Origin of the sequence: Shewanella sp. Iso12 (assembly GCF_012030025.1) — a bacterium.
Classification (GTDB): domain Bacteria; phylum Pseudomonadota; class Gammaproteobacteria; order Enterobacterales; family Shewanellaceae; genus Shewanella; species Shewanella algae.
Window position 1 is genome coordinate 11,720 of sequence record NZ_JAAUHW010000011.1, and the last position, 19,703, is coordinate 31,422.

Genomic DNA, 19,703 nt, shown 5'->3' on the forward strand with positions numbered 1-19,703 from the left:
GGCAAGCACAAGGCAAAAGAAGAGGGAGCCTTCAGGCTCCCTCTGTTAGTCATGCTGTAGCTGCGATAGGCCGCTTAGAGTGATTTCAAAATCGCTTCTACGCTGGCCTTGGCATCGCCGAACAACATCTGGGTGTTGTCTTTGAAGAACAGTGGGTTCTGCACCCCGGCATAACCTGTGTTCATCGAGCGTTTGAAGCCGATGACATTGCGGGCCTTCCACACTTCCAGTACCGGCATGCCGGCGATTGGGCTGGAAGGATCTTCAGTGGCTGCCGGGTTAACCGTGTCGTTGGCACCTATCACCAGTACTGTATCTGTGTCTTCGAAATCATCATTGATCTCGTCCATCTCCAGCACTATGTCATAAGGCACTTTGGCCTCGGCCAACAGCACGTTCATATGGCCCGGCAGACGTCCGGCAACCGGGTGGATACCGAAGCGCACCTTAACCCCCAGATTACGTAGTTTCTGGGTGATCTCGGCCACGGGATATTGTGCCTGGGCTACTGCCATGCCGTATCCGGGGGTGATGATCACTGAGCTGGAGTTTTTCAGCAGCTCGGCCACATCCTCGGCTGTGGTTTCACGGTATTCGCCCATCTCTTCATCACCGCTGGAAACGGCGCCATCGGTACCGAAACCACCGGCAATCACAGAGATAAAGGAACGGTTCATTGCCTTACACATGATGTAAGACAGGATGGCACCGGAAGACCCCACCAGGGCACCTGTGACGATCAGCAGGTCGTTGGACAACATAAAGCCCGCCGCTGCAGCCGCCCAGCCAGAGTAGGAGTTGAGCATGGATACCACAACCGGCATGTCGGCGCCGCCTATGCTGGCTACCAGGTGCCAACCAAAGGCAAAGGCTATCAGTGTCATGATAAGCAGAGGCCAGATACTGCCACCTACGTTGACGAAGTAAATCATCAGCAGCAGGGATACCACAACCGCCAGCAGGTTGAGCTTGTGGCGATGAGGTAACATCATCGGCTTGGAGGAGATAATGCCTCTGAGCTTGCCGAATGCGACTACTGAGCCGGTGAAGGTCACTGCACCGATGAAGATCCCCAAGAAGACTTCCACCAGGTGGATGTTGAGCATGGCGCCAGTCATGGGCTCATGCGCTGCCGAGGCGGCGGCTTGCTCTATGGCTGCCCTGGCGGCTTCCAGAGTGGCATTGAGGTCATTACCGACAGTGACTATTACTTCGTTTATCGCCTGTGGGTGCAGGCCGAGGAAAGAGTTGAAACCCACCAATACGGCGGCCATACCCACAAAACTGTGGAGAATGGCGACCAGCTCAGGCATTTCTGTCATCTCAACCTTGAGCGCCAGACGAATACCTATGGCACCGCCTATCACCATGGCGATAATGATCCAGTGAACACCATTGGTTTCAGGATTCAGTATGGTAGCGATCAAAGCGATCGACATTCCTATGATCCCAAACAGGTTTCCATTTTTTGCAGACTCCTGCTTCGATAAGCCGGCGAGGCTTAAGATGAAGAACAGGGCCGCTATGATATAGGCTGCTGTTACCAGTCCTTGAGACACGATATACCCCCTTAATCCTTACGGAACATCTTCAGCATGCGCTGGGTGACGGTAAAGCCACCAAAGATGTTGATACTGGCAATCAGCACGGCGATAAATGCCAGTGCGGTCATCAGGGCCGAGCCCTGGCCAACCTGCAGCAGTGCACCTACCACAATAATGCCGGAAATAGCGTTGGTGACTGACATCAATGGCGTATGCAGCGCATGAGTCACGTTCCAAACCACGTAGTAACCCACCACACAGGCGAGCACGAATACAGTAAAGTGCGACAGGAACTCAGCCGGAGCCACCGAGGCCACGGCACCGAAGGCGGCCACACCCAGAGCGCCCAAAATATACTTGAGCTTGGATGGCGCTTTCTCTTCAGCCTTTTTCGGCTCGACTTTGGCTGCCGGTTTCTTGGGCGCTGCGGTCACAGAGATCTGTGGTGGCGGGAAGGTGACTTCACCGGCCTTGACGACCGTCATGTTGCGCATCACCACGTCTTCAAAGTCTATGTTGGCGTTGCCGTCTTTCTCCTTGCACATCAACTTCATCAGGTTCACCAGGTTGGTGCCGTAAAGCTGGGAGGATTGTGCCGGCAAACGCCCTGGCAGATCTGTGTAACCTATGACTTTAACGCCATTGTCGGTCACAAACAGTTCGCCGCTTTGGGTGTATTCGCAGTTGCCACCGGTAGCGGCCGCCAGGTCCACTATCACAGAGCCCGGCTTCATGGAGTCGACCATCTCTTTGGTGATGAGCTTGGGCGCAGGCTTGCCTGGAATCAGTGCGGTGGTGATGATGATATCCACTTCCTTGGCTTGCTCGGCGAACAGCGCCATTTCAGCCTTGATGAATTCATCAGACATCACTTTGGCATAGCCATCGCTGGAAGAGCCGTCTTCCCCGCCGAAGTCCAGCTTAAGGAACTCACCGCCCATGGACTCGATCTGTTCGGCCACTTCCAGACGGGTATCGAAGGCGCGTACTATGGCGCCCAATGAACCGGCGGCACCAATGGCGGCAAGACCGGCAACCCCGGCACCTATCACCAACACCTTGGCCGGTGGGACTTTACCCGCGGCAGTGATTTGGCCGGTAAAGAAGCGGCCAAACTCGTGGGCAGCTTCCACCACGGCGCGATAACCGCCGATATTGGCCATGGAGGAGAGGGCGTCGAGGGACTGGGCACGGGAGATCCGCGGCACCATGTCCATCGCCATCACGTTGATGTTGCGTTGTGACAGCTTTTCCACCAATTCAGGATTCTGGGCCGGCCAGATAAAACTTACCAGGGTGGCACCATCTTTGATTTGGCTGATTTCATCTTCGGTTGGCGCGTTGACCTTAAAGATCAAGTCGGCCTGCCATACATTCGGTACCACACTGGCACCGGCGGCTTCGAAGGCGGCATCACTGAAGCTGGACAGCGCACCCGCGTCTGCTTCCACTGCCACTTCAAAGCCGAGTTTTTTAAGTTGCTCTACCGTTGCCGGGGTCGCAGCGACCCGGGTTTCACCGGCGAGACTCTCTCTCGGTATTCCAATCTGCATGACTATTCCCTGATGGTTGATAAACAAAATTCACCCCGCCAAAACTCCGCTGGCAGAGTGAAAGAATGCAAGTCTGTTGACCTGGACTCGGGGACTGGTCTTTCCCTTCCATTGGGGACTTCCTGAAATATTCTCAGGAACCAAGCCCGCTCATGAATGAAATCCTGGGTGTGGGGTACAGATATTCCCTTCATGGCACCTAGCGTGCTTTTGGCATTGTCGCAAGTCTTTCAATGGAAACAAGCTCATATTCTTCATGTGGTGTGTTTCTCCACTGGTCAGAGCAAATTCTTTGCGCCAGGCCACACTTTTGTAGCTTAATTTTTATACCATGCATATTCCTTATTGATATAAAAAATTAAATATTATTCTTTTTTGCTTTTCGATGGCGGGGCTAAGCTTGCTGACATTACTCTGTCACCGGGCCGTCTCAATGTTACTGAAAGAACTCTCTTCACTGGCTTCGCCACTATCAGCGCCACAAGTGGATAAGCTTAAACAACTCACCGCCGAGCTCAGCCCGCTGCAGCTGGCATGGGTCAGTGGTTATCTGGCCGCCAGCGCTCAGGGGCAGGAGGGCGCTCCCCCCCAAAGCCAGAGCGGGCAAACTCTGACCATACTCTATGGCAGTCAGACGGGCAATGGCCGGGGTATCGCCAAGGCGTTGGCCGCCAAGGCCCAGAGTCTGGGCTATGGAGTTAACCTGGCATCTATGGGCGAATACAATGTCCGTAACCTCAAGCAGGAAACCCTGCTGGTGGCCGTAGTGAGTACCCATGGTGAAGGTGAAGCTCCCGATGATGCCATTGAGCTGCACAAGTTTCTCGGCTCCAAACGTGCCCCCAAGCTGGATAAGCTTCAGTATGCGGTTCTCTCTCTGGGAGATTCCTCCTATGAGTTTTTCTGCCAGACAGGCAAAGACTTCGATGCCCGCCTGAGTGCCCTCGGGGCCAAGCCTTTACTGCCGAGAGTGGACTGTGATGTGGACTATCAGTCACAGAGCGACAACTGGCAAACCGAACTCCTCGAGCGGGTTAAGCCTCTGTTGCAGGTGGCCGATGGCGCTGCGACCAATGTAGTGTCTATCAATGCCGCCAATCTTGGTATCAATAGCAATACCGGCCTGGAGTATGACAAGCAAAACCCCTACAGCGCCGAAGTGATAGTCAGCCAGAAACTGACGGGCCGCGATTCACTCAAGGATATCCGTCATCTGGAAATCGATTTGGGCGAGTCGGCCATCAGCTATCAGGCGGGTGATGCGCTGGGGGTCTATTTCCATAACGATGAGGCTCTGGTGGCCGAAATTCTCGAGGCGCTGGCGCTGGAGCCGGATACCCGGGTCCAGCTTGGCGCCGAGTCTTTGGAGTTGCGTGATGCCCTGATTGAGCACAAAGAGCTGACCCAGCTCTATCCCGGTCTGGTGCAGTTTTGGGCCGAAACCGTACAGAGCGACGAGCTGCTTACTATTAGCCAAGACAAGGAGCAGACCCGGCGGTTTATCCTCAGCCACCAACTGGTGGACCTGGTGAAACGTTATCCTCTCAATGGCGCCAAGCTGGATTCGGCCCAGGCTTTGTTGGACAAGCTTCGCCCCATTACCCCAAGGCTATACTCCATTGCCTCGAGTCAGAGTGAAGTGGAGTCCGAAGTGCATCTCACAGTGGCGCTGGTGGAAGAGGAGCGTGATGGCCAACGCCGTTTCGGCGCCGCATCTCACTTCCTGGCCCGGGCCGAGGAGGGCGCTCAGGTGCGGGTGTATGTGGAACCCAACAAGCACTTCCGCCTGCCCGAAGACCCACAGACGCCTGTGATCATGATAGGCCCGGGAACCGGTGTCGCGCCATTTCGGGCCTTCATGCAGCAAAGAGTGGCCGAGGGCGTGGCAGGCGACAGCTGGCTGTTCTTCGGTAATCCCCATTTCGAGCAGGATTTTCTCTATCAGACCGAGTGGCAACAGTACCTCAAGAGTGGCGCCCTGAGCCGGATCTCGCTGGCCTTCTCCCGGGATCAAGCGGAGAAAGTCTATGTTCAGCACAAGATTAAACAACAGGCCAAAGAGCTGTGGCAGTGGCTTGAGCGCGGGGCTCATATCTACCTGTGCGGCGATGCCGAGCGAATGGCCAAAGATGTGCACCAGGCACTGCTGGAAGTGGCCATGGAGCAAGGCGGTTTGACGAGCGAGGCGGCCGAAGTGTTTCTCGATGAACTGCGCAGCGCCAAGCGTTACCAGAAAGATGTCTACTGAGCTGAAGAACCTAGGAATAAAGAGATAAGGCCATGAGTGAGCAGAAATTATCCGCCAACGAGCATATCAAGACCGACAGTGACTATCTGCGCGGCACCATACGTGAGGGCCTGGGCACAGAAGTGACAGGCGCCTTCAGCGACGACGATCAGCAGCTGATCAAGTTTCACGGTTTCTATCAGCAGGACGACAGGGATCTGCGCAACGAACGTAAGGAGCAAAAGCTCGAGCCGCTGTACAGCTTTATGCTGCGGGCCCGGGTGCCGGGTGGTGTCTGTACTCCAGAGCAGTGGTTGGGCGTGGACAAGATAGCCTCGGAGCTGACCAGCTCCAACAGCATACGTTTGACGACCCGGCAGACATTCCAGTATCACGGCATCCCCAAGCGCAACCTGAAAACCATTATTCAGGGGCTGGACAGGGAAGCGCTGGACTCGATTGCCGCCTGTGGTGATGTGAACCGCAACGTCATGTGTAACCCCAACCCGGTAGAGTCCAAGCTGCATCAGCAGGCTTATTTCTGGGCCAAGAAGTTGTCGGATCATCTGCTGCCGCATACCCGTGCCTATGCCGAAATTTGGCTCGACGAGGAGAAGCTGCTCAGCACAGAGGACGAGCAGCCAGCCAAGGTCGAGCCTGTGTACGGCAAGACCTACCTGCCGCGTAAGTTCAAGATGGCGGTAGCTGTGCCACCGGACAACGACGTGGATGTTTACACCAATGACCTGGGTTTTATTGCCGTGGCGCAAGAGGGGGAGCTGGTGGGCTTCAATCTGGTGGCCGGTGGCGGTATGGGTTCGACCCATGGTGAAGTGGAAACCTTCCCGCGGCTGGCCGATGACTTTGGTTTTATCAAGGCCGAAGACACCATTAAGTTTGCCGAGGCCGTGATGACGGTACAGCGCGATTGGGGTAACCGCAGCAATCGTAAACGCTCCCGCCTCAAATACACCATAGTGGATCACGGCTTTGAGGCCTTTAAGGCCGAGGTTGAGAAGCGTGCCGGGGTTAAGTTCGCCCCCAAGCGTGAGGTGGTCATAGGGGATCGCGGCGACAGATATGGCTGGGTTAAAGGCATAGACAACCACTGGCATCTGACCCTGTTTATCGAAGGTGGCCGGGTGAAGGATACCCAGGGTAAGTTGTTGCAGACCGGGCTTCGGGAAATCGCCAAGATACATAAGGGCGATTTTCGGATGACTTCCAACCAGAACATCATCATCGCCAAAGTGGCGGATGAGGATAAGTCTGAAATCGAAGCACTGGCACGTAAGCATGGCCTGATGGGGCAGGTGATCACCGCAACCCGTGGCCATTCTATCGCCTGTGTGGCGCTGCCGACCTGCGCCCTGGCCATGGCCGAAGCCGAGCGTTATTTCCCCGAGTTTATCGACCATGTGGATGCGCTGCAGGCCAAGCACGCCATAGGTGAGCAGGCGATAGTCGTGCGCATGACGGGCTGTCCCAATGGCTGTGCCCGCCCCTTTGCCGCCGAAATCGGTTTTGTGGGCAAGGCCCCTGGGCGCTACAACATGTATCTGGGCGCCAGCTTCGAAGGCACCCGATTGAACAAGATGTACCGTGAAAATATTCAGGAAGCCGAAATCCTCAGCGAGCTGGATAACCTGTTTGGTCGCTATGCCGCCGAGCGCGAAACCGGCGAGAGCTTCGGTGATTTCACGGTGCGCGCCGGAATAGTGAAACCTGTATTGGACGCAGCGAGGGACTTTCATGGCTGATACCACAAGTTTATTGCACAGCGCCGAGGCGCTGCTGGCCTTGCTGGATGCGCCGGCCGCTGAGCAGCAAAGCGCCCTGGCTGCCATCAATGGCTATCTTGGCGGATTGAGTGCCGAGGAGCGGATCCAATGGGCCCTGGCCTATCTGCCCGGGAGCCATGCCTTGTCGTCCAGCTTTGGTATTCAGGCGGCAGTGATGTTGCATCTGGTGAACTCGGTGCAGCAAGACACGCAAGTGATCTTGACCGACACCGGCTACCTGTTTCCCGAGACCTACCGTTTTATCGATCAACTGACCGAGCGGCTCGGACTCAATCTCAAGGTCTATCGGGCCGAGACGAGCGCAGCCTGGCAGGAGGCCAGATTCGGTAAGCTTTGGCAGCAGGGGCTAGAGGGGCTGGAGCAATACAACCGCATCAATAAGGTGGAGCCGATGCAGCGGGCACTGGCTGAGCTGGAAGTTGGCACCTGGTTTGCCGGTTTGCGCCGTTCCCAGGCATCGACCCGGGAAGGGTTGCCGATTTTGGCCATCCACGGCAAGCGCTATAAGATGCTGCCGATTATCGAGTGGAGCAACAAGCAGGTGCATGAGTATCTCAAGCGCTATGACTTGCCCTATCATCCCCTCTGGGAACAGGGTTATGTCTCTGTGGGTGATACCCATTCGAGCAAGCCCCTGGAACTGGGGATGACGGAAGAAGAGACACGTTTCAACGGGCTAAAACGCGAATGTGGATTGCACTACGAGATCTGATTTGTGGCCGCTGTCATCAGCGGCTTTTTTCTGCCTGTGGACAAGTTGCCCGGCTTGTCATCTTGTGGTCATCTTGGGGCATTAGCCTTGGCAATTCCGATTGTTAGTGCCTCTGGATAATCGGAGCTCATACTTTAGTACATATTTGTTCACAGGGTTATGCACAGGATGTTTTTCTGGTTTATAATCCAAAGTTCCCGCTGGGGAAAGTGTGATATGCCATTCTGTATCGGGTGTTTTTATGAAACATCGGCTTAGCGGCAGGCAGTGAGGTCGGCAATACACATCAAGACGGCTCGCCCTTTTGGCATCGGTTGCCCAAGTTTTTCAGCAGTCGGTCGCGAGTGACCCCGAGCTTTGATTGGCTTGCTGGCGCAGCTTCAAAGCACTCTCCGTGTCCCGGATAGCCCGATCACCCTTTCATGGGGCTATCCGGGAATTGTTTCTTCCTTGCTTCAATCCTCTTTGACTCAATCTCCCGCAGGCTTTTATCCCTGCTGGGCTTGTTACTGCTGATCTTTTTCTGATTGATGGTCCTCTACTTGAGTGTCTTTTGCCTGAGTGTCCCCGGATTGCCCCTCTGCAGAATGCTGCAGGCTTTGCTCCGGGGAGATGAGAGACAGCAATCCCTGCCATTGCAGGGGTTCATCTGTTGGCAGTTGCAGATCCGGCTCTGTGCCGATGCCGGAAAGCAACTGGCCATAGCCGTCATAGCCAAGCGAGGCGCTGATACTCAGTTGCAGGCCACTGGCCGGCAGGGTGAAATGATGCAAACGCCCCAGATCGCCACGGGTCGGCTCGCCGACCAACAGCGCCCTGCGCCAACGTTTGGCTGCATAGGCAATCCATTCACACTCCTGGCGGCAATCCGGGCCAATAAGCAGTACCAGGCGTCCCGAGTCAGGCACAGGCGCAGCAGCCAGCTTGGGGATAGGGCGGGCATACCAGTTACTCAGGCTGGGCAGGGGCTGGTTGTCCAGCGCGGCCCGCACCGGCGGAAACGGCGCGAATTGAGTGAGCGGCTCAAAGTGCAGTGGCCGCAGAAAGTCGCGCCGCAGCTGCGGTGAGCGGCGGTAGCGGCCATAGCCCAGAGGTTGGCTGCTGAGCCCATTGTGATAGTTGCCGAGAAATTGCAGCAGGCTGTCGCTGAAGCCTCGGGCGTGGCGCAGATCCAGCACCAGGGTGTGATTGCTCATCGCGCGCAGCAGATCTTGTTGCAGCTGAGGATCTGTCTCTATTGCGTTGAGATCCGTCAGGCTAAACAGGGCTGTGTTAGGCGCCAATTGTTGCCAGCTGGCCAGAATGGACAAAGGGGCACTGCGAAACTGCAGCGGTACTTTCATCTCTATGTTTTGCGGCTGGAGATCGGCGCCATAGAGAGTCAGCAGCACCTCTTCTTTGACTCTGAGTCCCATCTCCCGCCTTAGCAGATCCAGCTGTTGCAGCCAGGGCATCTGCATCTGCACGCTATTTTGCTGCTCCGGTGGCAGGAAGCGATTGGCAATCTTCTGCCAATGGCTGATGGGCAGGCCGTCGATATGGCTGATAAAAGGCGTGTCACTTTGAAGGGGCTCGTCTCTGTCATTGAGGGCCAGCCACTTGTCTTCCATGGGCCTGAGCCTGAGGGGCAAGACTCCGGAAGGCAACGCCGCTTGGCTGAGTCGAATGCCCGGGTCTTTCAACTCTCCCAGCAGCTTGTTGACTTCGGCGGTGAAACGGTTGATGGCAATGCTGTCTCGGTATTCCTGTTTCAGCCGTTGCAGCCGTTTCTCGAGCCGGGATTCAATGTCCGGATCCAGCACCATAAAGGCCGAATGCTGCTGCAATTGTTTGAGCAGCACAGTCAGATCGGCCTTCATCTGCCTTTGGCTAAGCTGCTCTTTTTTCGGTGGCTCCGGTAGCAGGAATCGTCCCAACTGCAGACTGGAAATCAGCAGCAGGAGAATAAAACAGCTAACCACTTCACGGAATCCCGGCTTCATATCACTCCCTGATATCAGCCTCTGAACCAAGAGATGGCGCAGAGGCAGTCATCGAGTTTGTTCTTGGCGGCTCAAAGAATATCGTTGATGGCGACACCTATGCCTATACGCTGGTTATGGGCGTTATAGTCGATAAGGCTTTCGCCGTAGCCATTGAAGTATTGTGCATACAGACGCAGGTTACCCAAGATGGGGTAACTCCAGGTAAATTCCACTGCGCCGCGGTTGGGGCTTTGCAGATTGTTACGCAACATCAGGCTGAATCTGTGGTCGTCTATGCCGTAGACACCTGTCAGCTCGAAGTGGCCGAGGTAATCACTGATATCCGGGTTGTCGTCGCCACGGGGATCGCCCTCATATTCTTTTTCACTTTCCGGGATCCGCCACCACACCTTGGCCGCCAGCGCTATAGGGCCCTTGTCGAACACCATGGTGCCGTAAATGCGGTTCCAACTGCGGGACAGATCGCCTGACTTGCCATTGGATTGATGCACGGCGCCAAAGCCCCAGAAGGAGTTGGTGAAGCCGGCTATTTTCCAGTCGTTGTTGAACAGCATAAAGAGTTCGGGTTCGTGGTTGGTTTCCCGAAACGGTGAAGAGATATCCTTGTTGTATACCTGCCACCAGGATTGGTTGGTATAGGCGAAAAACAGGTGACCATTGTCGCCAAACACGTTGTACATCAGCGGGAATTTAAAGCTTATCTGAAACTTGGCTTCATATTCGTCCAGGGTATAACCCTCTTCAGCCGCTTCCGCCGCAAAGGGAGTCATATTGGGTGATGGGTTATAGGTGACCGGCAGTATATAGTTGACCTTGTGCGGAGTGATCACAAAGGGCCGCTCTGAGGTTTCCAACTCCTCTTTTACCCTCTGATCGACCAGCGAAGGCTTGCTGTCTTCGGCGGCATAGAGTTGGCTGGTCGGCAGTATTGCCAGGGCCAAGGTCAGGCCGCTGAGGCTGGAACGGATTTTGGTATACATATTCTTCCCTGTTGTCTCTGAGGCTTGATGGAGTGCCCGGCTGTTGCTTTGGCTTGAGAGTGTAACATCCCGGCTTTACTGTGCACATTCCCATCCCAAGCCGTTGTCACCGAGATAAAACTATAATTTTTTGCCATAAGTTAGTGCCAAAAGCGGCAGTAGACAATAGGAAATTTCAGCAATCCACTTCCACTTTGATTTTGTAATTTATTGAAAATAAAAAGTAATGTTTTTTATTGACAGATTTCTCAGTCTCCGGGCGCTTTCTTGTTACCGCGATTCCTTTCTATATATCTAAAAGTAATAACAACTAATGATTATCTATTTATAGTGGAATATAACTAGCCGCTATATTGCTTACATCAGCAAGATGGGGAATAGCGCATGGAATTACTGACACTGCCCGGCAAGCGGGCCAAGGGCAAAGTTTATCTGCTTGGAGCCGGTCCCGGCGATCCTGAGCTATTGACCGTCAAGGCCTGGCACCTGCTGCAGCGCGCCGATGTGGTGCTGTTCGATGCCTTGGTCAGTCCCGAGATCCTGGCGCTGATCCCCGAAGGTGCCGAGCGCATCGCCGTGGGCAAACGGGCCGGTGAGCACAGTGCTTCTCAGAGTGAAATCAACCGTTTGTTGCTGACCAAGGCTTTTACCCGCCAAACCGTGGTCAGGCTCAAAGGGGGCGATCCCTTTATCTTCGGTCGCGGCGGCGAGGAGTTGCAGACTCTGGCACAGGCCGGCGTCGCCTTCGAAGTGGTGCCTGGCATCACGGCCGCCAGCGGTACCGCCGCCTATGCGGGTATTCCCTTGACCCACAGGGATTTTGCCCAAGGGGTCAGCTTTATTACCGGTCATTGCCAGCTGCAAAACCGCCCCATGGATTGGCAAGGCTATGCCAACCCGGCCAACACCCTGGTGGTGTACATGGGGATCCTCAATGCCGGGCTCATTCAGCAACAACTGATTGCCCATGGTCGCAGCCCGCAGACGCCGGTGGCCATAGTATCCAAGGCCACGACCAGACAGCAGCAGCTTGTTATCGGCACTCTGGAGCAGTTGCAAACCCTGGCTCAGGACCCGCGGGTAGTGATGCCGGCGCTGATGATCATAGGCGAAGTCGTCGCTCTGGCAGACAGCCTCAGCTGGTTTGAACCCGAGGCGGCAAATAATGACCTGCAACTACAACATGATGCTGCTACAGCACTTTGAATCAATTGGAGAAATAAGATGTCAGGGCCAGTGTTGAGTCACCTTGAACAGTTGGAAGCCGAGAGCATCCAGATCTTTCGCGAAGTTGCCGCCGAATTCGACAACCCGGTGATGTTGTACTCCATCGGCAAGGATTCTTCCGTGCTGTTGCATCTGGCGCGCAAGGCCTTCTATCCGGGCAAGATCCCATTCCCCTTGCTGCATGTGGATACCGACTGGAAGTTTCGCGAGATGATACGTTTTCGTGATCAGGCGGCCAAGAAGTACGGCTTCGAGCTTCTGGTGCACAAGAACCCGCAAGGCCTGGCGATGGGCATGAATCCCTTTACCTTCGGCTCGGCCAAGCACACAGACGTGATGAAGACCGAAGGCCTGAAACAGGCCCTGGATAAATACGGTTTCGATGCCGCCTTTGGCGGCGCCCGCCGCGACGAGGAGAAGTCCCGCGCCAAGGAGCGTGTCTATTCCTTTCGCGATCGCCATCACCGCTGGGATCCCAAGAACCAGCGCCCCGAGCTGTGGCATACCTATAACGGCCAGGTCAACAAGGGGGAGAGCATCAGGGTCTTCCCGCTCTCCAACTGGACCGAGTTGGATATTTGGCAATACATCTATCAGGAAAACATCGACATAGTGCCGCTCTATTTTGCCGAGCAGCGCCCGGTGGTGGAGCGCGATGGCAGCCTGATCATGGTCGATGACGAGCGGATGCCGCTCAATGAAGGCGAAGTGCCCGAGTATCGCCGGGTGCGTTTTCGCACTCTGGGGTGTTATCCCCTGACCGGCGCCATAGAGTCCAGTGCCGCGACACTGGCAGAGATTATCGAAGAGATGTTGCTGTCCCGCTCCAGTGAGCGTCAGGGACGGGTCATCGACAGGGATTCGTCCGGGTCGATGGAAAAGAAAAAGCGTGAGGGGTATTTCTAATGTCGGTTGCACAACAAGTCAATGAGCTGGGTATAGAGCAATATCTTGAAAATCAGCAGCATAAATCGCTTTTGAAGTTTCTGACCTGTGGTTCCGTGGATGATGGCAAGTCAACCCTGATAGGCCGTTTGCTGCACGACAGCGCCCAGATCTATGAAGATCAACTGGCGGCACTGCACAAGGATTCCAAGAGCCATGGCACCACGGGCGAAGCCGTGGATCTGGCTTTGCTGGTGGATGGCCTGCAGGCCGAGCGCGAGCAGGGGATCACCATAGATGTGGCCTATCGTTACTTCTCTACCGAGAAACGCAAGTTCATCATTGCCGACACTCCCGGGCATGAGCAGTACACCCGCAATATGGCGACCGGCGCTTCCAACTGCGATCTGGCGATTATTCTGATCGACGGTCGCTACGGGGTGCAGACCCAGACCCGCAGACACAGCTTTATCTGCTCTCTCTTGGGGATCAAGCAGTTCATCGTGGCCGTCAATAAGATGGATCTGCTGGATTTCAGTGAGGAGCGTTTCGAGGCGATCAAGGCCGACTATCTGGCGTTTGCCGGCCAGTTGCAGTTGGACGATATCCACTTTGTACCGCTGTCGGCACTCGATGGCGACAACCTGGTGAACCGCTCGGCGCGCACCCCTTGGTATCAGGGCGAAACCCTGCTTGCCATGCTGGAGAGTGCGCCTGTGACCGGCTTTAACCACGCCTTCGATGCCCGCTTCCCGGTGCAGTATGTCAGCCGTCCCAACCTGGATTTCCGCGGTTTTGCCGGTACCTTGGCCTCCGGCAGTCTGCAAGTTGGCCAGAGGGTCAAGGTGCTGCCCTCGGGGAAAGAGTCGACTATCGCCTCGATTGTCACCTTCGATGGTGAGCTCAAGCAGGGCTATGCCGGCCAGGCACTGACCCTGACCCTGAGTGATGAGATTGATATCAGCCGCGGCGATGTGATAGTGCCGGCGGCGAGCCCTCTGGGCGTTTCCAACCGGTTGCTGGCCAAGGTGGTGTGGATGCACGAACAGCCGCTGACACCCGGCAAGCAATACAACATCAAGCTGGGAACCAAAAAGGTGCCAGCCAGTGTCAGCCGCATACTGCACAGCATAGATGTGAATACCTTGGCACAGGACAGTGTTGCCGAGCTGAGCCTCAACACCATAGCCCTGGTTGAACTGGAGTTGAGTGAGGCCGTGGTGTTCGATGCCTATAGTGACAATCGCGATACCGGCGGTTTTATCTTTATCGATCGCATCAGCAATGTCACTGTCGGTGCCGGTATGGTGCAGCAGGCGCTTGGGGAAACTGAAAAAACGACCCATTTCAGTGAGTTTGAATTGGAACTCAATGCCTTGATCCGTAAGCATTTCCCCCATTGGCAGGCGCTGGATATCCGCGCTCAGGGAGACTGAATTGTCTGAAACCTGGATCCTGGGGTTAATACTGCTTGCGCTGGTGGCCGGACTCGTCAGTGGTCTGGCATCACCGGCCATGCTGTTTACCATAGCGGCGCTGCTCAGTTACCTCTTGGGTATGCTGGAGCTTGAGTCGCTGCTGGGCAGTTTTACCAACGCCAGTCTGGTGACTCTGGTGCTCCTGGTGCTGGCAACCACGGCACTGGAGAAGACGCCCTTGCTCGGCAGGCTCAGCCAGGTCATAGGCTCAGGCTCCTTGGGGCTGACCATGGCCAAGCTGGGGTTTTCCACTGCGTTGCTGTCATCTTTCACCAACAATACCGCCGTGGTGGCCTCGCTGATTGGCGTGGTGCGTCGCAATCAGCAGCACGCACCGGCCAAGTTATTGCTGCCCTTATCCTACGCGGCGATTTTGGGCGGCACCCTGACCCTGATTGGCACCTCGACCAACCTGATAGTGAACTCCTTTGTTGAAAACGCCGGGCTGAAACCCCTGGGCTTTTTTGAGTTTTCCTTGATTGGCCTGGCCGTGGTGGTGGCCGGTATCGCGCTTTTGGTGTTGCTGTCACACTTGTTGCCCGATGGCGATGAGCAACATGGTGATGAAAGTCTGCCCTATCTGTTGGAAGCCAAAGTGCTGCCCGGCTCGACCCTGGTGGGCCGCAGCGTGCAGGACAACAGACTCAGAGCCCTGAAAAAGCTCTATCTGGCTGAGCTCGAGCGCAGCGGCATTCGCATCTGCCCTGTGCCGCCGCAACTCGTGCTGGCCGCGGGGGATGTGCTGCGCTTCAGCGGCGCGGTGGAGTCGGTGGAGTTGCTGCATCAATTCGATGGTTTGGAGTGGTTCGGCAAGCAGCAGGCCAGGGGCCAGAATCTGGTGGAAGCCGTGCTGGCGCCGTCTTCGGCTTTGGTGGGATCGTCGCTCAAGGCCTCACGATTTCGGGAGCAGTTTGATGCCGCCGTAATGGCGATTCGCCGCGGCCATCATCCACTCAAGGGCGGCTTGGGCGACATAGTGCTGCAGGCCGGAGATGTGTTGCTGTTGACTCCGGGCGATGGCTTTGGCCGTAATCCGCGTCTCAGTACCGACTTTGCCGCCGTCAGCGGCCTGGACTTGAGTGTCAGGCTGGACAGTCGCCGCAGTCAGTGGGTGCTGGCGGGCTTTGTGCTCACCATAGCTGCCAGTCTGCTGGGCTGGCTGCCGCTGGCCAAGGGGCTGGTGCTCTTGTTGCTCAGTTATCTGGCGATAGGTGCGGTGACCCTGGGCGAGCTCAAACGGCGGTTCCCGCTGGAGCTGGTGTTGATTGTCGGCAGCGCCCTGAGTCTGGCCAATCTGATGTTGGATACCGGCTTGGCCAAAGGGATGGCCGATACTCTGCTCGGCGCCTTTTCCGGCTTTGGGGTCTTTGGCGCCTTTGTCGGGGTTTATTTGTTGACCTTGCTGTTGACCGAACTCATAACCAATAACGCGGCGGCGGCCTTGGCTTTTCCCGTGGCCTATGCGATTGCGACCAGCTTCGGGGTCGACAGTCGGCCCTTTATTCTGGCAGTGGTGTTTGGTGCCAGCGCCAGCTTTATTTCGCCCTATGGTTACCAAACCAATCTGATGGTGTTCAATGCCGGTAATTACCGCTTTATTGATTTTGTGCGCTTGGGGCTGCCGCTGTCGCTGCTTTACTCGGCGATAGTTTTGTTTCTGGTGCCCATGCTGTTCCCCTTTGATGCGGGTCTTTAAGGAGTGACGATGAAGAATTCTACCCAGCCCAATGCCGATATCGTTTGGCATCAGCATGCTGTCGATCAGGCGGCCAGGGCAGCCCAGAAGGGCCAACAACCTGTGCTGCTCTGGTTCACCGGGCTGTCCGGCGCCGGCAAGTCGACCCTGGCAGGCGCCCTGGAGCGGGCACTGTTCGAGGCGGGGTTTCACACCTATCTGCTCGATGGCGACAATGTGCGTCATGGTCTTTGCAAAGATCTCGGTTTCAGCGCCGCCGATAGGGATGAAAACCTGCGAAGAGTGGGCGAAGTGGCGCACCTGATGGTGGATGCCGGTTTGCTGGTACTGTCGGCCTTTATCTCGCCGACCCGGGCCGAGCGTGATGCCATTCGCTGCCGGTTTGCCGCGGGGCGTTTTATCGAAGTGCATGTTTCCACGCCACTGGCTGTGTGTGAGGCCCGCGATCCCAAGGGCTTGTATCAGAAGGCGCGTAAGGGGGAAATCCGTGACTTTACCGGGATTTCGGCGCCCTACGAAGAGCCGCTGGCTGCCGAGTTGACCATAGATACCAGCAAGGGCGATCTCAATACCCAGGTGCAGGCATTGTTGGATTACCTCTCTGCCTTGGAAGTGATCCCGTCGACGCGATTACAGGCCAGCGCCTGAGGCTTAGTAGATGCCTAGCTAATGCTGAAGTCTTTGGTAAACAAGGCCTTCAGCGCATTGATATAGGCTTCGTCTTCCCTTGGACGCACCAAGAGTGCCAGTTCATCGCCCACTGGGGTAAAGCGGTAGTAGCTGAACAGCAGGTGGCCTGATTTGGGGGTCAGCTTCAGGTGTTGCTGTTGGATCTGCAGTTGCAGCGGGCTCTTGCTGTCCAATATGCCGGTCTCGAACTCGCCCCTGTGCAGTATGCCGCCGTCCACCAGGGTGAGTATGCTTGAGTAGGGCATGCCGAATTGCGACAACCCCAGGTTGACCGCGCTGTGTTTACGAAAATACTGGCCTATGCCGCCGCTGACTCTGTAACCACTGATAAGCTTGAGTCGGCTCTCATTGTTGACCTTGACCGCCATTCCCAGCGCTTTTTCCAGTATGTGTGCCTCTCTCAAGGTCAACTGTTTCAGGGTTGCCAGGGTACGCAGGCTGAAATTGCCTGGATTGATAATTTCACTTGAGAGTATCCGAGCCCACAGATCCTGCATCTTGCGATTGTGGATCTGCTCGGCCATTTGGAAGAATTGATGTACCCAGTCGGGATCCAGCTCCACCCCGGTCACATCGGACGGGGTATAGCTCAGTGCCATGGCGTAGATGTTTTCCAGGTTGCGTTGGTACTGGGCTTGTTGTTTGTCGATGCGAAAGGCCGCCCGTTCGGCGACGCTGGCATTGGCGGGTTTATAGTCCTGCTCAGAGGCGAGCCCCAGCAGGCGCCCGAGGCGCAGTGCCTTCTTGCGGGCCGATGCCTGACCTAGCTCTTCTATTTCTCTGGGGAGTTTTTCCTCTGCCATCTTGATTATCTTCTAGCGAAAACTGTGCTTCTTTATGCATAATTTTCAGTTAGTTGTCCAGTAATTCAGCCGGCTTCCTGCTGTTGGGTTTCTGCAACGAGAACCTTGTGCCAACTGAGTTCTCGTCCGGGGGCCGGGTCCTTGGGCACCAGGCGTGCCAGCAACAGCGAACAAGCGGCGAGTCCGGCACCGATATAAAACACTGCCGCAGGTGAACTGAGCCAGAGTACTCCGAGCAATACCGGGATCACCACGGCCGCGATATGATTGATGGTAAAACTGACCGACATGGTGGCGGCAATGTCTTTGGGATCGGCAATTTTTTGGAAATAGGTCTTGATGGCAATCGCCATGGCAAAAAGCAGGTGATCTATCACATAGAGCGCCGCTGCCATGTGGCCGTCCTCCACCAGTGCATAACTGATAAACAGCAACACCAGGCCGATATATTCCAGGGTCAGGGCGTGCCTTTCTCCTATGCGGCCGATAAAGCGGCCTATGGCCGGGGCAAACAGCAGGTTGACTACATAGTTGATCAGAAACAGAGCCGTGATCTCACTGACGCTGTAACCGAACTTCTCCACCATCATAAAGCCGGCGAACACCATGAAGATTTGCCGTCTGGCTCCCGAGAAAAAGGTCAGCAGGTAATAGAGCCAGTAGCGTTTTCTGAGGATGATTTTCTTGTGCTGAACTTCGCCGGTATCGAACCTGGGGAAATAGCAGTAGAGAGTGATCACCATCAGCAGCCCCAAGGCGCCTATGAGGCTGTACATCCAGACATAGTCCAGCTTGAATACTGTCATCACCAACCAGATGCTGCCGTAGCCGCCCAAGGCGGCCGCTGCGCGCCATGACATGGCCTTTCCCATAAAACCGGCTGTCTGGGACTTGTCGACCCACTGCAGGGTCAGGGATTGATTGATGGTTTCAAAGTAGTGAAAGCCGACCGACATTAAAATGGTCGTCAGATAGAGCCCCAATACCTGGGGAAAGAAACCGGTAATGCCCACCCCGATACACAGCAGCGCCAGCGACAACAGGGCGAAGGCCTGTTCTTTGATCAATAGAAGCACAAAAATGGCGCTAAAGGCCAGAAACCCAGGAACCTCCCTGAGGCTTTGCAGCATGCCTATTTCGGCGCCGGTAAATTGTGCTCTTTCAATAACAAAGTTGTTCAGCAGGGCCTGCCAGACGGCAAATACCAAGGACATGACAAAGGTCATCCACAGTAGCAAGGCCTGGGGATTGCGGGTTGGTTGCTGCATCTTGTTTCGAACATGGCTGGGGAGTATCAGCTTATGCTAATACCTGAACCTGGAGATAACCAGAAAACTTTGTTGAAAAATATAATCCGCCTGTAAAGCCACTGTAGCGCCAGGGTTCCACTGCCATAGAGGCTTATTGAGGGGCGGTTACTCAAAGGGTCCCACAGCGGTTATTTTTTGTGAACTACCCGGTATTTCCGCGGCTTGGACAGCGTTTCGCCCTTTGGCCGTGATCTGTTTCATGTAAATAAGCTAATGGATCACCTAAGATGACACCAGTACTAAGAGATTGAACTACTAGGGGTTAAGGTGAGCAAGACTCTTCTGCTGTATTCCAGCGTGCATGGTCAGACCCGCAAGATCTGTGACGTTATGGCAAAGCAACTTGGCGCTCTGGGGCAGCAAGTGACCATGGCGGCGATTGATGATGCGCCGGATCTGGCCGATTTTGATCGGGTTGCCATTGGAGCCAGTATTCGTCACGGCAAACACAATCCCGCGGTGTTCGACTATATCCGCCAACATCAGCAGCAGTTGGAAAGCAAGGCCAATGGTTTCTTTTCCGTGAGTCTGGTGGCGCGCAAGCCGGAAAAAAATACCCCTGAAACCAACCCTTACATGCAGGCGTTTCTTGCCAAGACTGAATGGAAGCCCAAGCAACTGGCTGTGTTCGGCGGTAATCTGGACTACCAGGGCTACGGGGCCATGGACAGAAATATCATACGTTTCATCATGTGGATCACCAAGGGGCCGACCGATCCCAATACCTGCATCGAATACACAGATTGGGGCAAGGTGCAGGAATTTGCCGAGCAATTGGCGGCGCAAACTCTGATCTCCAGGGCGGGTTAAA

At 55.4% G+C, this 19,703-nt stretch carries 15 protein-coding genes; 9 read left to right on the top strand and 6 right to left on the bottom strand.

Annotated features, from left to right (window positions below; translation table 11 throughout):
* Positions 1 to 74: 74 nt before the first annotated feature.
* Positions 75 to 1,559, bottom strand: coding sequence for a Re/Si-specific NAD(P)(+) transhydrogenase subunit beta (pntB, locus tag HCX89_RS16645; protein ID WP_167716739.1), 1,485 nt, complete (start codon positions 1,557 to 1,559; stop codon positions 75 to 77).
* Positions 1,560 to 1,570: 11 nt separating this feature from the next.
* The gene (pntA, locus tag HCX89_RS16650) at positions 1,571 to 3,097 is read right to left on the bottom strand and encodes a Re/Si-specific NAD(P)(+) transhydrogenase subunit alpha (RefSeq protein WP_028780235.1); all 1,527 of its coding nucleotides are present in this window, start codon (positions 3,095 to 3,097) and stop codon (positions 1,571 to 1,573) included.
* Between the two features lie 433 nt (positions 3,098 to 3,530).
* On the opposite strand from pntA, the gene HCX89_RS16655 reads away from it, so the two are divergent.
* The 3 genes from HCX89_RS16655 to HCX89_RS16665 are packed head-to-tail and all read left to right on the top strand — an operon-like array spanning position 3,531 to position 7,838.
* Positions 3,531 to 5,345 (top strand): assimilatory sulfite reductase (NADPH) flavoprotein subunit, encoded by a 1,815-nt coding sequence (locus HCX89_RS16655; RefSeq protein WP_167716741.1) that lies wholly within the window; start codon positions 3,531 to 3,533, stop codon positions 5,343 to 5,345.
* Positions 5,346 to 5,377: 32 nt separating this feature from the next.
* Positions 5,378 to 7,084: an assimilatory sulfite reductase (NADPH) hemoprotein subunit gene (cysI, locus tag HCX89_RS16660; protein WP_167716743.1), complete on the top strand. Its 1,707-nt coding sequence runs from the start codon at positions 5,378 to 5,380 to the stop codon at positions 7,082 to 7,084.
* A complete protein-coding gene (locus HCX89_RS16665) occupies positions 7,077 to 7,838 on the top strand; it encodes a phosphoadenylyl-sulfate reductase (RefSeq protein ID WP_167716745.1) in 762 nt (253 codons plus the stop codon). Before cysI ends, HCX89_RS16665 begins: the two co-directional genes overlap by 8 nt.
* 506 nt (positions 7,839 to 8,344) lie before the next feature.
* On the opposite strand, the gene HCX89_RS16670 is transcribed toward HCX89_RS16665, so the two are convergent.
* A complete protein-coding gene (locus HCX89_RS16670) occupies positions 8,345 to 9,820 on the bottom strand; it encodes a S41 family peptidase (protein ID WP_167716747.1) in 1,476 nt (491 codons plus the stop codon).
* Positions 9,821 to 9,891: 71 nt separating this feature from the next.
* Positions 9,892 to 10,803, bottom strand: a complete 912-nt coding sequence (locus HCX89_RS16675; RefSeq protein WP_037474669.1) for a phospholipase A — start codon at positions 10,801 to 10,803, stop codon at positions 9,892 to 9,894.
* A 384-nt stretch (positions 10,804 to 11,187) separates the two neighbouring features.
* Between HCX89_RS16675 and cobA the strand changes: the two genes are divergently transcribed.
* The 5 genes from cobA to cysC are packed head-to-tail and all read left to right on the top strand — an operon-like array spanning position 11,188 to position 16,737.
* Positions 11,188 to 12,009, top strand: coding sequence for a uroporphyrinogen-III C-methyltransferase (gene cobA, locus HCX89_RS16680; protein WP_025009975.1), 822 nt, complete (start codon positions 11,188 to 11,190; stop codon positions 12,007 to 12,009).
* Between the two features lie 18 nt (positions 12,010 to 12,027).
* Positions 12,028 to 12,936: a sulfate adenylyltransferase subunit CysD gene (cysD, locus tag HCX89_RS16685; protein ID WP_025009976.1), complete on the top strand. Its 909-nt coding sequence runs from the start codon at positions 12,028 to 12,030 to the stop codon at positions 12,934 to 12,936.
* Complete coding sequence (cysN, locus tag HCX89_RS16690; RefSeq protein ID WP_167716749.1) at positions 12,936 to 14,351, top strand: sulfate adenylyltransferase subunit CysN; 1,416 nt, start codon at positions 12,936 to 12,938, stop codon at positions 14,349 to 14,351. Before cysD ends, cysN begins: the two co-directional genes overlap by 1 nt.
* A gap of 1 nt (position 14,352) precedes the next feature.
* Positions 14,353 to 16,089 (top strand): SLC13 family permease, encoded by a 1,737-nt coding sequence (locus tag HCX89_RS16695; protein WP_025009978.1) that lies wholly within the window; start codon positions 14,353 to 14,355, stop codon positions 16,087 to 16,089.
* Between the two features lie 9 nt (positions 16,090 to 16,098).
* A complete protein-coding gene (cysC, locus tag HCX89_RS16700) occupies positions 16,099 to 16,737 on the top strand; it encodes an adenylyl-sulfate kinase (protein ID WP_025009979.1) in 639 nt (212 codons plus the stop codon).
* 14 nt (positions 16,738 to 16,751) lie between these two features.
* Here the strand turns inward: cysC and HCX89_RS16705 are convergent, their stop codons facing one another.
* Complete coding sequence (locus HCX89_RS16705) at positions 16,752 to 17,582, bottom strand: TIGR03899 family protein (RefSeq protein WP_167716750.1); 831 nt, start codon at positions 17,580 to 17,582, stop codon at positions 16,752 to 16,754.
* Between the two features lie 65 nt (positions 17,583 to 17,647).
* On the bottom strand, positions 17,648 to 18,850 hold the full coding sequence (locus HCX89_RS16710; protein ID WP_167716752.1) for an MFS transporter: 1,203 nt from the start codon (positions 18,848 to 18,850) through the stop codon (positions 17,648 to 17,650).
* A gap of 309 nt (positions 18,851 to 19,159) precedes the next feature.
* Here HCX89_RS16710 and hemG point away from each other — a divergent pair, with 309 nt between their 5' ends.
* The gene (gene hemG / locus HCX89_RS16715) at positions 19,160 to 19,702 is read left to right on the top strand and encodes a menaquinone-dependent protoporphyrinogen IX dehydrogenase (protein ID WP_025009982.1); all 543 of its coding nucleotides are present in this window, start codon (positions 19,160 to 19,162) and stop codon (positions 19,700 to 19,702) included.
* The last annotated feature ends 1 nt before the right edge of the window (position 19,703 follow it).